15 protein-coding genes are annotated in these 16,973 nt (G+C 37.7%); 4 read left to right on the top strand and 11 right to left on the bottom strand.

Going from position 1 to position 16,973, the window contains the following annotated elements; translation table 11 throughout:
* Positions 1-61 precede the first annotated feature (61 nt).
* The 6 genes from scpA to accC all read right to left on the bottom strand — a co-directional run bounded on the left by scpA (position 62) and on the right by accC (position 8,978).
* Positions 62-2,254, bottom strand: a complete 2,193-nt coding sequence (scpA, locus tag CD003_RS00495; RefSeq protein ID WP_096198940.1) for a methylmalonyl-CoA mutase — start codon at positions 2,252-2,254, stop codon at positions 62-64.
* Positions 2,254-4,347, bottom strand: a complete 2,094-nt coding sequence (locus tag CD003_RS00490; RefSeq protein ID WP_096198939.1) for a methylmalonyl-CoA mutase family protein — start codon at positions 4,345-4,347, stop codon at positions 2,254-2,256. The genes scpA and CD003_RS00490 overlap by 1 nt, the downstream gene beginning before the upstream one ends.
* Positions 4,348-4,751: 404 nt before the next feature.
* Positions 4,752-6,308: an acyl-CoA carboxylase subunit beta gene (locus CD003_RS00485; RefSeq protein ID WP_096198938.1), complete on the bottom strand. Its 1,557-nt coding sequence runs from the start codon at positions 6,306-6,308 to the stop codon at positions 4,752-4,754.
* Between the two features lie 115 nt (positions 6,309-6,423).
* A complete protein-coding gene (gene accB / locus CD003_RS00480) occupies positions 6,424-6,927 on the bottom strand; it encodes an acetyl-CoA carboxylase biotin carboxyl carrier protein (RefSeq protein ID WP_096198937.1) in 504 nt (167 codons plus the stop codon).
* Positions 6,928-6,954: 27 nt separating this feature from the next.
* Positions 6,955-7,584, bottom strand: a complete 630-nt coding sequence (locus CD003_RS00475; RefSeq protein WP_096198936.1) for a TetR/AcrR family transcriptional regulator — start codon at positions 7,582-7,584, stop codon at positions 6,955-6,957.
* 53 nt (positions 7,585-7,637) lie between these two features.
* A complete protein-coding gene (accC, locus tag CD003_RS00470) occupies positions 7,638-8,978 on the bottom strand; it encodes an acetyl-CoA carboxylase biotin carboxylase subunit (RefSeq protein ID WP_096198935.1) in 1,341 nt (446 codons plus the stop codon).
* 299 nt (positions 8,979-9,277) lie between these two features.
* Here accC and CD003_RS00465 point away from each other — a divergent pair, with 299 nt between their 5' ends.
* The gene (locus tag CD003_RS00465; RefSeq protein ID WP_096198934.1) at positions 9,278-9,997 is read left to right on the top strand and encodes a polyphosphate kinase 2 family protein; all 720 of its coding nucleotides are present in this window, start codon (positions 9,278-9,280) and stop codon (positions 9,995-9,997) included.
* 153 nt (positions 9,998-10,150) lie between these two features.
* On the opposite strand, the gene CD003_RS00460 is transcribed toward CD003_RS00465, so the two are convergent.
* Together CD003_RS00460 and CD003_RS00455 are read right to left on the bottom strand one after the other, a co-directional pair.
* Entirely contained in the window at positions 10,151-11,344 is a 1,194-nt protein-coding gene (locus CD003_RS00460) for an acetyl-CoA C-acetyltransferase (RefSeq protein ID WP_096198933.1), read from the bottom strand.
* A 79-nt stretch (positions 11,345-11,423) separates the two neighbouring features.
* Positions 11,424-12,260, bottom strand: a complete 837-nt coding sequence (locus CD003_RS00455) for a dimethylarginine dimethylaminohydrolase family protein (RefSeq protein ID WP_096198932.1) — start codon at positions 12,258-12,260, stop codon at positions 11,424-11,426.
* 186 nt (positions 12,261-12,446) lie between these two features.
* On the opposite strand from CD003_RS00455, the gene CD003_RS21590 reads away from it, so the two are divergent.
* Positions 12,447-12,623 (top strand): hypothetical protein, encoded by a 177-nt coding sequence (locus tag CD003_RS21590; protein ID WP_179295370.1) that lies wholly within the window; start codon positions 12,447-12,449, stop codon positions 12,621-12,623.
* Between the two features lie 48 nt (positions 12,624-12,671).
* Here the strand turns inward: CD003_RS21590 and arsC are convergent, their stop codons facing one another.
* From arsC to CD003_RS00440, 3 genes are read right to left on the bottom strand one after another with little or no spacing between them, the layout of a single operon-like run.
* Complete coding sequence (arsC, locus tag CD003_RS00450) at positions 12,672-13,097, bottom strand: arsenate reductase (thioredoxin) (RefSeq protein ID WP_096198931.1); 426 nt, start codon at positions 13,095-13,097, stop codon at positions 12,672-12,674.
* 57 nt (positions 13,098-13,154) lie between these two features.
* The gene (gene arsB, locus CD003_RS00445; RefSeq protein ID WP_096198930.1) at positions 13,155-14,219 is read right to left on the bottom strand and encodes an ACR3 family arsenite efflux transporter; all 1,065 of its coding nucleotides are present in this window, start codon (positions 14,217-14,219) and stop codon (positions 13,155-13,157) included.
* Between the two features lie 24 nt (positions 14,220-14,243).
* Positions 14,244-14,591: an ArsR/SmtB family transcription factor gene (locus tag CD003_RS00440; RefSeq protein ID WP_096198929.1), complete on the bottom strand. Its 348-nt coding sequence runs from the start codon at positions 14,589-14,591 to the stop codon at positions 14,244-14,246.
* A 169-nt stretch (positions 14,592-14,760) separates the two neighbouring features.
* Here CD003_RS00440 and arsD point away from each other — a divergent pair, with 169 nt between their 5' ends.
* Both arsD and arsA read left to right on the top strand, forming a co-directional pair.
* Complete coding sequence (gene arsD / locus CD003_RS00435) at positions 14,761-15,123, top strand: arsenite efflux transporter metallochaperone ArsD (RefSeq protein ID WP_096198928.1); 363 nt, start codon at positions 14,761-14,763, stop codon at positions 15,121-15,123.
* A 38-nt stretch (positions 15,124-15,161) separates the two neighbouring features.
* Positions 15,162-16,925, top strand: a complete 1,764-nt coding sequence (arsA, locus tag CD003_RS00430; RefSeq protein ID WP_096198927.1) for an arsenical pump-driving ATPase — start codon at positions 15,162-15,164, stop codon at positions 16,923-16,925.
* Positions 16,926-16,973 lie beyond the last annotated feature (48 nt).

The raw sequence follows: 16,973 nt of genomic DNA, 5'->3' as shown, positions 1-16,973 counted from the left end.
ATATTCACTTGTAAAAGCTGTATCTTCAGAAGGGTTAGTCCACTCTGGGCGCTTTTTATCGTTAGTCATTATCTTCCTCGTCGTAACCTAAACGACGATTCACTTCCTCGAGAACCTTTTGAGCAGCAACTGGAATGACTGTACCAGGACCAAAAATAGCAGCAGCACCTTTTTCTTTTAAATAATCATAATCTTGTGCAGGTATGACACCACCAATAACAACTGCAATGTCTTCGCGACCTAAGCGCGTCAACTCTTCAACAACTTGAGGTAATAATGTTTTATGACCTGCTGCAAGAGAACTCATGCCAAGGACATGTACGTCATTCTCAACCGCTTGAAGTGCAGCTTCCTCAGGCGTTTGGAATAACGGACCGATATCAACATCAAAACCTAAATCTGCAAAGGCTGTTGAAATAACTTTTGCTCCACGATCATGACCATCCTGACCCATTTTCGCCACCATAATACGAGGACGGCGACCTTCATTTTCAGCAAATTCATCTGTCATTTGACGAACGACTTTTACTTGGTCTTCCTCTCCAAATTCTGAACTATACACTCCGCTAATTGAACGTATCACGGCTTTATGTCTCCCTACTACTTTTTCATATGCATCAGAAATTTCTCCGAGACTTGCTCTTACTCGAGCAGCTTCTACTGCCAATTCAAGAAGATTTCCTTCACCTGTTTCAGCTGCTTTTGTAATTGCATTAAGAGCTGCATCGACTTTTGATTGATCACGCTCAGCACGTAGCTTCTCTAAACGACGAATTTGCGCTTCACGAACAGCCGTATTGTCGATATCAAGAATTTCTAGCGGGTCTTCTTTTTCAAGACGGTATTTATTTACACCAATAATTGATTCCTTACCTGAATCAATATGTGCCTGTCTACGAGCAGCTGCTTCCTCAATTCTCATTTTCGGAAGACCTGTTTCAATCGCTTTTGACATTCCACCCAACTCTTCAATTTCTTGAATATGAGCCCACGCCTTTTCAACTAATTCAGCCGTAAGGGATTCAACATAATACGATCCCCCCCAAGGATCAAGTACATTACAAATACCTGTTTCGTCCTGAAGGAACAGCTGTGTATTACGAGCAATACGCGCTGAGAAGTCTGTTGGTAAAGCAATTGCTTCGTCAAGTGCATTTGTATGAAGTGACTGTGTATGCCCTAGAGCTGCAGCCATTGCTTCGATACATGTACGCGTTACGTTATTAAATGGGTCTTGCTCGGTTAAGCTCCATCCAGACGTTTGGGAATGGGTACGTAGTGCGAGAGATTTCTCATTCTTTGGATTGAATTGCTTCATTAGCTTAGCCCAAATAAGGCGACCAGCTCTCATTTTTGCTACTTCCATATAATAGTTCATTCCGATAGCCCAGAAGAATGAAAGACGAGGAGCAAACTTATCTACATCAATACCCGCTTTTAGTCCTGTCTTAACATATTCTAATCCATCTGCTAACGTATAACCTAATTCAATATCAGCCGTTGCTCCTGCCTCTTGCATATGGTAGCCTGAGATACTAATAGAGTTGAACTTTGGCATATGCTGTGATGTGTATTCAAAAATATCTGCAATAGCTTTCATTGATGGCTCAGGAGGATAAATATATGTGTTACGAACCATATATTCTTTTAAAATATCATTCTGAATCGTACCTGAAAGTTGTTCCTGCTTCACACCTTGCTCTTCTGCCGCCACAATGTAAAATGCCAATACAGGAAGCACAGCCCCGTTCATTGTCATTGATACAGACATTTGGTCCAGTGGAATCCCATCAAATAGAATCTTCATATCTAAAATAGAATCGACTGCTACCCCTGCTTTCCCTACGTCACCAACTACACGAGAATGATCTGAATCATAGCCACGATGTGTTGCAAGATCAAAGGCAATCGATAACCCTTTTTGTCCTGCGGCTAGGTTACGACGATAAAAAGCATTACTTTCTTCTGCTGTTGAGAAGCCAGCGTACTGTCGAACTGTCCACGGACGAGCCTTATACATTGCTGGATAAGGACCACGATAAAACGGAGCAATCCCTGCAACATAATCTAAGTGCTTCATTCCTTCTGTATCCTCACTTGTATATAGAGGCTTCACATTAATTTTTTCAACCGTTTTAAATTCCAAGTCATCTATACTTTTCCCAGTACGCTCACTAGCTTCCTTTTGCCATTGTTCTAATTTCGGTGTCACTTTATCTATATAGGACATTTGAGTAAAATCTGGTCTCGTCATTACTCAGCCACCCCTTTCTCCACTTGAAGCTTACGAAGGACCTCATAGCAATTTGAACGTAAGTGGATAAATCCAGCCACTCCCGCTTCTTTATAACGTACTGCATCCTCTTCCTTCGGTTGTCCTGCTACAAATACAGTCATTTTATTTGCGTTTTCTTTAATTGCTCTTGCTAATGGGGCTGCATCTGTTTGATAGCTCTCATCTTTACCGCAAATTACGGTAACCTCAGCACCCGATTGAATTGCAGCCTCAGTTGCTTCTTCAACTGAAGAAAAACCATTATTACGCAGTACCTCAAAGCCACCTACTTCAAAGAATCCCGCTGTAAAATCTGCTCTTCCTTTATGTTCTGGAATTGGACCTAGATTTGCTAAAAATACTTGAATTGGTTTACCATTTTCTTTTTCAAATTGTTTTGTTGCCCCACGTAATTCTTCAAATTTAATTGAACCACGAGTCGCTACTATTGGTTGAGCTTCAAGAAATGCTTCATCACTTCTGCCAAATGCTTTTGAAATTTCACTAATTGAAGCACCTTTACTTGCTGTCTCAATAGCTGATGCGATACGGTTAGTTGTGAAAGATTCAACCGGTGCTTCTTGACGTTGTTTCACCTTTTTGATGTGTGCATCAATTTGTGGTTGGTCATTTTCTGATATAACATCAAGAGACTTTTCTGTCATATTGGCATACATATTTGTCCCAACAAATACATCCTTGCGATGAGCAATGTTATTTTCACGCTTTATTGCTATGTCATGAATAAGTGTTTGAGGTAACTTCTCTTTAATCGCTTCTAATATGCCACCTTTTTCTTCTACCTGCTGAAAAAGTGTCCAAGCTTTTTGTGCTAGTTTATCTGTTAATACTTCCACATACCATGAGCCACCTGCTGGATCTACCGTTCTTGCGATATGCGCTTCTTCTTGTAAAATGATTGATGCATTTCTAGCAATTCTACGAGAGAACGGAGTAGATTTCTGAATCGGCTCATCAAATGGGCTTACATGAATACTATCTGCTCCACCTACAGCAGCAGAAAAGGCTTCTGATGTACTACGTAACATGTTTACATATGGGTCATATACTGTTTTTGTCCAAGAAGACGTTCTTGCATGAATATACATTTTCTGAGTCTCTTTATCCCCACCAAATGCTTTTACAATCGTTGTCCATAGTGTTCTAGCAGCTCGAAGCTTAGCTATTTCAGTAAAATAATCAGCACCTACAGAAAATGAAAAACGAATCGCTTTCGCAGCATTATTAATATCCACTCCTCTAGAGGTCATAGCTGATAAATACTCTGCACCTGTCGCTAGTGAAAATGCTAGTTCCTCAACGGCACTGCTTCCTCCGTTGTGATACACATCTCCTGAAACAACTACCGTCTGTAGATTAGGAGCTTTCTCATTTGCCCATCTAGTTGCATCTACCATTCCTTGATAACACTCTTCAAGTTCATATGATACTGAACCCGTTCTCACTAGTTCTCCAATGGGGTCCATTCCGATACATCCTGATAAAGCTTCAGGCATACGGTTCATTTTCTTTAATGCTCCAATTACTAATGCTAAAAACGACAAAGAATGAGCCCCTCCATGCACATGCAAAGGAATCGCTTCGAACTCAATATCCTTTAATGCAATTTCAAGGTCTTCCACATTTGAAATAGAAAGGCCCTTTTTTCCTACCTCTGCTTCTATTTCTACTGGTGATAGCCCTTTTTTCGTTGGCTCATCCAAGACAATATTTAATGCCGTTTGTCCTCTTGATAAATCATGTAATGCTATGTTGTTGAATTGTTCTGGTGTTGCTACTGCTAATTCCTGATTTATCAACCAAGGTGCACCTTTCTTTATTGCCTCAGTTCCTCTTACAAAAGGAGCTTGACCAGGAATCGTATTGTTCAAAGCGAGTTCTTTTGCATCCTCGTGACGATACATCGGTTGAAGAGCGATGCCTTCATATGTATTCGTTACGAGTCTTTTCTCAAAGGAAACACCCTTTAATGACTGCTCAGTTACTTCTCTCCATTCTTCATATGTTGGAATGGGGAACTCTGAAAATTGATCTAGTATTTTTTTATCCATTGTAGTATTCGACAAGCTGTTGTCAGTTTCCGTCCTTGTTTTGACAACTACTTACCTCTCTCCCTTCTATCTATAGTTTCTAGATTAATAGATTGGCCTCGTTCTAATAGGCTTCTCCACTCCTATGTGGTATTAAAATAGAACTATACTTTTTTTATAGAGGTAAAATGAATTGATGTTTCGGTAGTTAATTAAATATTTTGATAGATTAATGTAAAACTGTAAATGAAAAAGGGAAAACCACCCTTTTTTGAATTACTCTTGTATGCTTACTCGAGGTTGAGCGATGGCTTCTCTCGCTGCGCGTCCTCTATGAGAAAAATACTCATAGTGGACTTAAAACATGGCAGCGGTTTCGCTCATCGCTTACTGTAAATGAAAAAGGGAAAACCACCCTTTTTCATTTACAGTGGAATATTCCCATGCTTTTTCTTTGGTAGTGATTTCTTTTTGTTTTTTAGCATTTCTAATGCACTTGCTAGGCTTTTTCTTGTGTCTCTTGGGTCTATGACATCGTCGACGATTCCGTTTGCTGAAGCGACATATGGGTTGGCAAATCTTTCTCTGTACTCATCAATCTTTGCTTGTCTAGTTGCTTCTGGATCTGGGCTATCTTTAATTTCTTTTGCAAAAATAATGTTAGCTGCTCCTGATGGGCCCATTACTGCTATTTCGGCATTTGGCCATGCAAAGACTAGGTCCGCTCCGATTGCTTTACTGTTTAATGCTACGTATGCTCCACCGTAAGCTTTTCTTGTGATTACTGTAATTTTTGGTACAGTTGCTTCTGAATACGCATAGAGGATTTTTGCACCGTGACGGATTATACCACCATGCTCCTGCTGTACTCCTGGGATAAATCCACTTACGTCCTCAAATGTAATCAATGGAATATTAAAGCAGTCACAGAAACGAATGAAACGTGCACATTTATCTGATGAATCAATATCAAGTCCTCCAGCCATCATCTTAGGATTATTGGCAATAATTCCAACTGTATCCCCGTTAATACGACCAAAGCCGACTACGATATTTTTTGCAAACTTAGGCTGAACTTCCATGAAGTCCGCATCATCAACGATAAGGTTTATTACTTTTCTAACATCGTATACTTTTGTTCCATCAACAGGGACAACATCAACAAGTTCATCCACTCGTTCATTAAATGGCTTCTTTTCTTTTGGCTCTTTATAAGGAGGCTTTTCTTCATTATTTGGTGGAAGGTAACTAATTAGACGTCGCACTTCTGCTAATACTTCTTCCTCAGATGAAGCAGTGAAATGTGCATTACCACTTACACTTGAATGAATTCTAGCTCCTCCTAAGTCTTCACTGTTTATTTTTGCTCCAGTTACACTTTCAATAACTTTTGGACCTGTAATAAACATTTGACTTGTTTTTTCCACCATAAATACGAAATCTGTAATCGCTGGAGAGTAAACTGCTCCACCAGCACAAGGACCTAAGATAACTGAGATTTGTGGGATTACACCTGAGAAAATTGAGTTTCGATAGAAGATTTTTCCGTATCCATCAAGTGATAGTACCCCTTCTTGAATACGGGCTCCGCCTGAATCATTCAAGCCAATGACGGGTGCGCCATTTTCAGCTGCTAAATCCATAATTTTCACAATTTTCTCTGCATGCATTTCCCCTAAAGCTCCACCAAAAACAGTAAAATCTTGAGCGAATAAGAAAATTAAACGTCCATCGACCTTACCGTATCCAGTTACTACACCTTCACCTGGTGCTTCAGATGAGCCAGAGCCAAATTCCATTCCTCTATTTTCAATAAAAGGATTAATCTCAACAAATGTACCTTCATCAATTAGTAAATCAATACGCTCACGTGCTGTTAATTTTCCTCTGTCATGCTGAGCGTCAATACGCTTTTCTCCTCCACCGAGCTTTACTTTCTCTCGTCGTTCTTCCATAATGTCAATTTTATCGAACATATCCATCTTTCTATTCCCCCTTACCTATTTTCCTATTAATTCGTTTAAAAGGGAGAAGCAATGGGCTTATGTCTCAGTATCGTAGCGACATCACTCATTGCTCTACCTTTTGAAAAAGCTCTTATGAAAGTTTTACGAGGAATAATGGTTGACCATATTCAACTAGCTGTCCATTTTCTGCTAGAATTTCTACTATTTCACCTTTTACTTCTGCTTCTAATTCGTTCATCAATTTCATCGCTTCTACAATACATACAACAGATTCTTCACTTACTTTATCCCCAACTTTTACATATGCATCTGAATCGGGAGTTGGAGCAGCATAGAATGTACCTACCATCGGTGATGTAACTTTATGAAGATTTGCATCGTCTACAACTGGTGCAGGTGCTCCTGTTTTCGTGTCAGGTCCTGCTGGTGCTTCTTCCTTCACTGGTGCTACAGCTGGGGTAGGAGGAGCTGATACTGGTGCTACTTGTTCTACTAGCTCTACTTGTGGTTGAATAGTCCCAACTTGTTTACGAATTGTAATTTGCTCTTTGTTATCCCCTTTAATGACAAGCTCACCAATTGTTGATTTATCAACTGCACGGATTAATTCCTTGATTTCTGTAACTTTAAACATGTTCAAACACTCCTTCAAATTATTGTTCTATAATTTATTTTTTATAAAAAATCGTTGATACTCTACTTTCTCTTGTGCTTCTTTCGTTAATGTAGAATGCATTACAAGGTCAGCATATATTTCTGCAATTTCTTCAATTGAATATTGACCTTCTGATTTATACCATTTATAAGTCCAGTTAATCATCCCAAATATCGCCATTGACATAATCGGAACTGGAATCTCAGGTCTAAATTCTCCTTGGTCTATCCCTTCCTTCACAACCTTAAACATCATTTCCTTATAACGGTCACGCTTCTGTTTAATAGCCTGAAATGAATCTGGACCAAGATAAAGACCTTCCTGATAAAAAACAGTTACATGAGGACGATACATATCAAACATCATCACAAACGATTTTACAGTTTCGTATAATCGTTCTGCTGGTGTGTCGAACCTTTCATAAGCATCTTGTGCCTTATCAAGTACATATGTAATAAAAGAATCATGAACAGTATAAAGAAGTTCATCCTTTGATTTGAAGTTATGATAGAATCCACCTTTTGACGTTCCACTTTCCTTTACAATCTTATCAACTGTTACTGCATGAAATCCGTTTTCTTCAAACAATAAGAGAGCTGTTTCCGTAATTCTCTCCTTAGTTGTTTTTTCAGCCATGCATACATCACCTACTTCTTTCGAGAACCTAGGTTACTAACTAGTTTTACTACCTAAATCTTATTATTCTCTAAAAATTTCGTATTAAAATCACCTGCTACAAAATCTTTGTGCTCTAAGAGTCGTAAATGGAATGGAATTGTCGTATCGACACCTTCTATCACAAATTCACTTAATGCTCGCTTCATTCTAGCAATTGCCTCATCTCGATTTTTTCCATGAACAATTAATTTCGCTATCATTGAATCATAGAAAGGAGAGATTGTATAACCAGGATAAACAGCACTATCAACTCGTACACCTAGACCACCTGGTGGTAAATACATGTCAATCTTTCCTGGGGAAGGCATAAAATTCTTATCTGGATTTTCGGCATTGATTCGACACTCGATTGACCAGCCATTGATTTCAATTTCATCTTGTGTGAATGAAAGCTTATTACCCGATGCTACTAGTAGCTGTTCTTTGATAAGGTCCACCCCTGTTACTAATTCAGAAACAGGATGCTCTACCTGAATTCTCGTATTCATCTCCATGAAATAAAAATTCTTATGCTTATCTAGTAAAAATTCCACTGTACCTGCACCACAGTAATTTACTGCTTTTGCTGCCTTTAATGCAGCTTCACCCATTTTTTCACGTAATGATTCATCTAATGCTGGTGATGGGGCTTCTTCAATCAATTTTTGATGACGGCGTTGTATTGAGCAGTCTCGTTCTCCAAGGTGAACAATATTGCCATGACTATCTCCAATTATTTGAATTTCAACGTGTCGTGGCTCTTCTACATACTTTTCTAAGTAAACACCTGCGTTACCAAATGCTGTTTGTGCCTCTTGTTGAGCCATTGTTATTGCCTTTTTCAATCCTTCTTCACTTTCAGCTACTCTCATTCCCTTACCGCCACCACCTGCAGTCGCTTTGACGATAACAGGGTAACCGATTTCTTTCGCTGTTCTAATAGCCACTTCTACGTCTTCGATAATTCCATCTGTCCCTGGTACAATCGGAACACCCGCATTTTCCATTGTTTCTCTGGCAACAGCCTTTGCTCCCATTTTATTAATGGCTTCAGGAGACGGACCAACGAAAATGATATCGTTTTCAGAACACATCTCAGCAAATTCAGCATTTTCAGCTAAGAAACCATACCCTGGATGAACTGCATCTGAACCTGTAATCGTTGCAACACTTAGTAAGTTTACCATATTTAAGTAGCTTTTCGTTGACAGGTGAGGTCCAATACAATAAGCCTCATCTGCAAGACGAACATGTAATGCTTCTTTGTCCGCTTCTGAATAAACAGCCACTGTTTCTATCCCTAATTCCCTACAAGCCCTTATTATACGAACTGCAATTTCTCCACGGTTTGCTATTAACACTTTCTTTAACATCTCTTCTCACCCCTACTAAAGGTTCTGACTAAGACCGACTAGTCAGTCTGTATAACTGAATTTTAAGAAAATTGATATCTTTTGTCAAGTAGATTTAATAGAAAACAATATTTATTTAAAAATAGCTAATGCCGAGATTAAAAATCGATCATAATAATCCAGTATCTATTTATTATGAATAAAATGGTATCATCTTTTCTACTTTCACTAATATACTTTCACTAATCATTTTTATTTCTATATATTGACAACCGTTTGAATCTATGTAAAATAAATGTAACTTGAGAGGGGGCACGGTAATGCTAGATTTAGTAAAACCGAAAGTAAGATTTAATAGTAAAAAAGAGTACAAAAAAGAACTAAAAAAAAATCAATTAAAACTATTGCAACTTCAACGAACTCTTCACAATTCTAAAATTCCAATGGTCATTGTATTTGAGGGATGGGACGCAGCTGGTAAAGGTGGCGTCATTCGTCGCTTAACTGAAAGATTAGAGCCAAGAGGTTTTGCAGTACATTCAATTTCCGCTCCTGACGATCACGAAAAACAAAATCATTATATGAGGCGCTTCTGGAAATCCTTCCCGAAGAAAGGACAGTTATGTATCTTTGACCGCTCATGGTATGGAAGAGTACTTGTCGAACGAATTGAGAATTTCGCTACTGACGATGATTGGATGCGAGCTTACGATGAAATAAATGCTACAGAAAAGATGTTAGCTGATGATGGACACATTATTATTAAATTTTGGTTGCACATAACAAAAGAGGAACAATTAGAACGCTTTAAAGAAAGAGAACAAAACCCCTTTAAACACTGGAAACTCACAGATGAAGACTGGCGAAATAGAGAAAAATGGGATGACTATGAAATAGCGGTAAACGATATGGTCAATAAAACGGATACTCCTGATGCCAAGTGGCATATTATACATGGTGATGATAAATGGACAGCTCGAGTGAATGTACTGGAGACAATTATTGAAACAATCGAAGAACATTTAATTAAATTTGACTAAGCGCAAAATTGTTTCTATGAATTAATATGAGAAACCATTGCCATTCTTCGATTATGCTCACATTTTTTACTGTCATATTTATAGTATAATTATATAAAATAGGCTAACGCATTAGAAATTTCTCTTGCGTTAGCCTATTTTATTATCACCTTATTATTGACTGTAGTCCTCGTTTTCAATAATCATTGCAATTCCTTGCCCTCCACCAATGCATAAACTAGCGACTCCATATTTTAAGTTATTTCTTCGTAATTCATACGCTAGTGAAAGAACAATACGAGTACCACTCATACCAACTGGATGCCCAAGAGCAATTGCCCCTCCATGGACGTTTGTTTTATCCCGATCTAGCTTTAGTTCCTTTTCTACTGCTAAATACTGTGAAGCAAAAGCTTCGTTTATTTCAAATCGATCGATATCACCAATTGTTAATTCAGCACGTTTTAAAGCTTGTTTAATAGCTGGGACTGGTCCAATTCCCATAACAGACGGATCAACCCCAGATATTCCCCAGGAAACAATTTTCGCCATTGGTCGTGCATTTAGCTGAGAAACCTTAGCTTCACTTGCTAATATGACAGAAGCTGCACCATCATTGATACCGCTTGAATTTCCTGAAGTGACTGAGCCATTTTCTATGAAAGCTGGAGTTTGTTTCGCTAAACTTTCGTATTCTAACCCTTTCTTTACATGCTCGTCTTCTTCAAAAATCCAATGTTTTTTTTCATTACTCACTTCAACAGGAACTATTTCTTCAGAAAATATTCCAGAAACGATGGCTTTCTCTGCCCTCTTTTGACTTACTAGTGCATACTCATCTTGTTCTTTACGAGTGATTGAATAGTTCTTTGCTAGGTTTTCAGCAGTAATACCGACTCCACACCCTATGTATTGATCGGTTAACGTATTAAGAAGCATATCTTCATACTTAATCGGACCATATTTTACATTTGAGAAACGACTGCTAAATTGCACATGAGGTGACATTGACATATTTTCCGCTCCACCAGCTAGAGCTAAATTAGACTCTCCCAATAATATTGATTGAGAAGCTGAAACAAGTGCTTGCATACCAGATCCACACAATCGATTAACTATCATAGCTGGAGTTTCAATCGGAATACCACCATTTAACCCAATATGTCTTGCTAAGTAGGAAGCACTTTTATTCGAATGAATAACATTGCCATAAACAATTTGGTCAATTTCCTCAGCTTTTACCTGAGACCTAGTTATTGCTTCCTTTGCTGAAATAATTCCTAATTCAATCGCAGTAATATCTTTCAACGATTTTCCAAAAGAACCAATTGCAGTTCTAGCTCCATCTACTAAATAGACGTTCCCCATAGTACCAACCTCCAGCTGTATCCTAAGATTTGTTTTTATTTTACCAAAGGTTGGCAACAATTGAACACTATAGTTTTCTTTATTTTCTGACAAGAGGTAGAGTTATACAACGAAATGCTCCACCTGATTTAATAATTTCATCTATATTAACCTCAATTATTTTATATCCTCTCTCTGTAAGAGCTTTGTTTACTTCATGATTTTGTGGCATACTTATGATTTTCTTATTGCCAATTGACAACACATTTGTGCCAAGGGTAAACTGCTCTTCCTCACTAACCTCAATACAATCGTAGCGTTCTTTCAATTTTTTTACAGAATCCTCATCGATCGCAGGTGAGAAAATTAAAGCCTCTGTCTCAGAAATCACTTGAAACACACAGTCTAAATGCAAATATTTATCATCAAACGGGATAATATGAACTTCATAAGACGGCAATAGTTCTCTTATTTCTTGAATAGTCTTAAGGTCTGTCCTGCTACTATCTCCTATATACACTTGGTCTCGATCAAGAATAACATCCCCACCTTCAATAACACCTGAGGAAAGCGTTGTAAAAGGAGTAGAATTATCCTTAAGCCATTGTTTAAAAACTTCTTCTTCTCCAGTTCGAATTGTACTTTCTAAATTCCCTTTAAATAATGTGTCACCGATAGTAAATCCAATATCTCTCGTAAATACTTGTTCAGGATAATATCTAACATGAGGTAGTAATAATACTTCAACCCCATTTTCTTCTAACCTCTGGCAGAGCTCATCATGTTGTTTCAAAGCGATTGTAGTATCAATATTATCTTCTAAGTAATGTGTTTGAACCTCATTAATTGGTTCTACTATTGACATAAAGACAGGTTTACATAAGACAACCTTCTCTAAAACACCATATTCCGATGTACAGTTTGGTTTGATATCCATTTACTAATCATTCCTCCACACATTTTTCTTTAGTTTTCCTCATGTTCAATAAGTAATACAAGAATTAGCTATTCATTTAAGAGTCGAAAAATAAAAGAAATAAAACTCGTTATTTGCCTATAACACGTTTGTACTTGTTCGTCATACTATGATAGTAAGTATCAAAAAACTAAAGGGTGGTCAACGATGACTTATGATGCTACTCGTATGAGAAAGCTATTGGAGGTAGATAAATTTTTACTTGGAACTTATGAAGAAGTAAAACGTGGCATCGGTGACGATAATGTTGCACTAGAAATTGTTTTTCAAACCTATGTCATACGTGAGCCTATCATACAAAACGCATATCTACACCTGACGTAGAACAACCAAAACAACCTAGCTAGTAAGTAGCTAGGTTGTTTTGGTTGTTTATTTGCCAGTCTCTCCAAACTCTTGAATTCTTGCTCCAATCTCATCACGTACACGTTGAAAGAACGCCCATTTTTCTTCTTCTGACCCCTCAGCCTTTGCAGGGTCATCAAAACCCCAATGTACACGCTCTTTATTTGGTGGTGTCGCTGGACACACATCATTAGCGTGACCACATAAAGTAACGACTAAATCAGCTTTTTTCAAAATATCTGGATCAATCGTGTCAGATGTTTGATTCGTAATATCTATATCAGTTTCTTTCATTGCCTTTACTGCACTTGGGTTCACACCATGAGCTTCAATTCCAGCCGAATACACTTCATATTTATCCCCTAAGTAATGACGACCAAATCCTTCTGCCATTTGACTGCGGCACGAGTTACCTGTACATAAAAAATAAATGATTGGTTTTTGTTTTGTCATATCTTCTTTGTCTCCTTATTTACATTTGTTTAGACTATCTAAGGTTAAATCATTCAATTATTTGCTAACGACTGCTTTTGCGGGGAACCAATGTCTTGTGTTATTCGCTATTCTAACTAGGAAGAGCATAAGTGGAACCTCTACTAATATTCCGACCACTGTTGCTAGTGCTGCCCCAGAATGAAGACCAAATAATCCAATTGCTACTGCCACAGCAAGTTCAAAGAAATTACTTGTTCCTATCATTGCTGCAGGCGCGGCTACACTATGCTCGACTCTCCAATATTTCGCCCAAAAGTAGGCAATCGCAAAGATAAAAATCGTTTGTATTGTTAACGGTATAGCGATTAATAGTATATGAAGAGGGTTGCTTATGATTACATCCCCTTGGAAAGAGAATAAAATAATTAATGTTAATAAAAGTCCAACAATCGTAAACTTTCCAACAGTTTTTAAGTATACATTTTCAAACCATTCTTTTCCTTTTTTCTTAATGATAATTACCCTTGATAAATACCCTGCAACTAATGGAATCAGTACATATAGGACAATTGATAATAATACCGTATCAAAAGGAACAGTAACATTTCCTACTCTTAATAAAAGCATAACAATTGGCGCATAAGCCACTAATAAAATTAGGTTATTTACTGCTACCTGCACAAGAGTATATCCTGCATCCCCTCTTGTTAAATAGCTCCAGACAAATACCATCGCCGTACAAGGAGCTGCTCCGAGCAATACAGCTCCAGCAATATATTCAGTTGCTAAATCTGGTGGAATAATTCCTCCAAAAAAAACCTTTAAAAACAACCAAGCAAAAAAGAACATTGTAAATGGCTTTATTAACCAGTTTACTACTAGAGTAATTACTAATCCTTTTGGTTTTCTACCTGCGTTTACTATTGAACTAAAGTCAACTTGAGCCATCATTGGATAAATCATTAACCAAATTAAGATGGCTACCGGTATCGAAACTTGTGCATACTCAAACTTAGTTAATGTGTCTGGTATAACAGGCAGAAACTGTCCAATTGCCACCCCTACAACTATACATATAATGACCCAAACCGTTAAGTAACGTTCAAAAAAGCCGATTCCTTTACTACTATCGTTACTCATATACATACTCCCCTTTTTTAACTACTAATTACAGCTAATTCGCAATCCTGATTCTTCTAACTTCACAAGTTTTCCTTTTTGAGATGGTACATGTATTAGTAAATCCTTAATTAAAGAGTAAAGAACATTTTCTTTATCTAATGAATAAAAAACCCATTGCCCTTTTCGTTGTTCCTTTACTAAACCTAAATCCCTTAACTTGCGTAAATGCTGACTGACAGAAGGTTGGCTCATCTCAAAGATTTCAACAAACTCACACACACAGCATTCACTATCTTTTAATAGAGCGACCATTGTTAATCTTGTTTTATCACCGAGTAGTTTTAAAACAGATGCAATTTTCTCTATTTCTAGTACTTGCTCTTCACTCATCTCTTTTACCTCCTTCGTTTTAAATTCACGAATACTACATAACCTATCGTTTGCATTTCTAATCTACACACATTATTATATAAGCATATACTTATATGTCAATACGAAATGGCTTTAATTGAATTACTTTACAAATGATTAACAATAAAACTATTCAGGAGTGATTTATATGTCAGTAAAAATTGAAATTTTTGATCCAGCCCTATGTTGTCCTACAGGAGTATGTGGACCAAGTGTAGACCCAGAGTTAACGAGAATCGCTCGTGATATCGCGACATTAAATAAAAAAGGAATTGAAGCAGTTCGTTATAATTTAGCTCAAAATGCAGAGCCTTATGTAAGCACTGAAGTAATAAGTGAATTACTAGACGACGAAGGTTCTGAAGTTCTCCCTGCAACACTGGTTAACGGAAAACTAATGAAAAAAGAAAGCTATCCAACAACAACAGAATTAGCTGAATGGGCAGGAATCTCCGAAGAAGACCTAAAAGCAACCCAAAAAGCACCAAAAATTGATATCGAGATTAACTAATAAATCTGATTTAAGATTTTTATAAAGGAGACTTCAAAATGTACGATACTTTCCATCCTACAAAGCTTAAACAAACGAAATATCTTTTCTTCACTGGAAAAGGCGGTGTTGGAAAAACATCAACAGCCTGTGCAACAGCCGTATCTCTAGCAGAATTAGGAAAAAAGGTGCTAATTGTTAGTACAGACCCTGCCTCTAATTTACAAGATGTATTTGGAATCAATCTGACAAATGAGCCAGTACCTATTGTTGAGGTTGAAGGACTATATGCAACGAATCTAGATCCCGAGGAAGCTGCCGCTGCATACCGTGAACGTGTAGTTGGACCATATAAAGGAAAGTTGCCTGAGTCAGCAATTAGAAATATGGAAGAACAGCTATCAGGAGCTTGCACAGTAGAAATCGCTGCCTTTGATGAATTCACAAATCTACTAGCGAATCCTACTATGACAAACTCATTTGATCATATTATTTTTGATACTGCTCCTACAGGACATACGCTACGTTTACTCCAATTGCCAACTGCCTGGAGTTCTTTTTTAGATGACAGTACACATGGTGCAAGCTGTCTCGGTCCATTATCTGGTTTAAATGAGAAAAAAGAATTGTATGGGAACACTGTTCAAACGCTATCTAACCGTGAAGCTACGACACTCGTTCTTGTGACTCGAGCTGAATATGCTTCTTTAGCGGAAGCAGATCGAGCATCTACTGAGCTAGCTGATATTGGAATTACGAATCAAATTTTAATTGTAAATGGTGTGCACACACCGACAGAGGATGATAGTATAAGCAAAGCTTATAGTCAAAAGCAAATTCATGCATTAGAACAGATGCCTAAAGGGATATCAGGCATTACAATATATGAACTACCTCTTGTTCCATTTAATTTAACAGGAATTGATAGCTTACGAAGATTTTTTTCTAGTACAACAGATACGACAATAGCGGATGAGGCTGCAAATTTAGCGAAAACGTTACCTCCATTACACGACCTTATTTCTACTCTAGCTATGAAAGAAAAAGGCGTTATTATGACAATGGGTAAAGGTGGGGTTGGGAAAACAACAATTGCTGCTGCTATCGCTGTAGGTCTTGCTGAACAAGGTCATCGTGTACATTTAACAACTACAGACCCAGCAGCACATCTGTCCTTAGTTCTTCGCGACCAATTTGTGAATGACAATTTTACAATTAGTCGTATTGACCCGAAGACAGAAGTTGAAAACTATAGAGAAGAGGTTTTACGGACTGTTTCTGAAACATTAGACGAGGAAAGCTTGGAATATATTAAAGAGGATTTAAATTCTCCTTGCACGGAAGAAATTGCTGTTTTTCGTGCTTTTGCAAATGTTGTAGAAAAGGCAGATAATGAGTTTGTTGTAGTTGACACGGCACCTACAGGACACACATTACTGTTACTGGATGCCGCTGAATCATATCATCAGGAAATTACACGTTCTAACGGAGATATGCCTGAATCTGTTAGAAAACTATTACCAAGACTACGTAACCCTGAAGAAACAGATGTTATTCTCGTAACATTAGCAGAAGCTACACCTGTTTTTGAAGCTAGTCGTTTACAGGATGACTTAAGAAGGGCGGATATAAACCCGAGTAACTGGGTTATCAATCAAAGCATGCAAGCAACAAATACTAATGACCCAATATTAAAAGGACGAGCACAATCAGAGCAAACCTGGATAGAGAAAGTTACAAAACTTTCTAGCTCAAGCTTCATCATTCCTTGGAATAGTGATGATGTTATTGGTATTAACACACTCAAAAATTTAGGGAAATAAAAAACTAAAAGGGATGACTCTGTTTGTTGAGCCATCCCTTCATTTATA

The sequence above is a fragment of the Bacillus sp. FJAT-45350 genome (genome assembly GCF_002335805.1).
Classification (GTDB): domain Bacteria; phylum Bacillota; class Bacilli; order Bacillales; family NISU01; genus FJAT-45350.
Note: the sequence above shows the minus strand (reverse complement) of the source record. Positions and strands in the feature narration are given on the sequence as shown.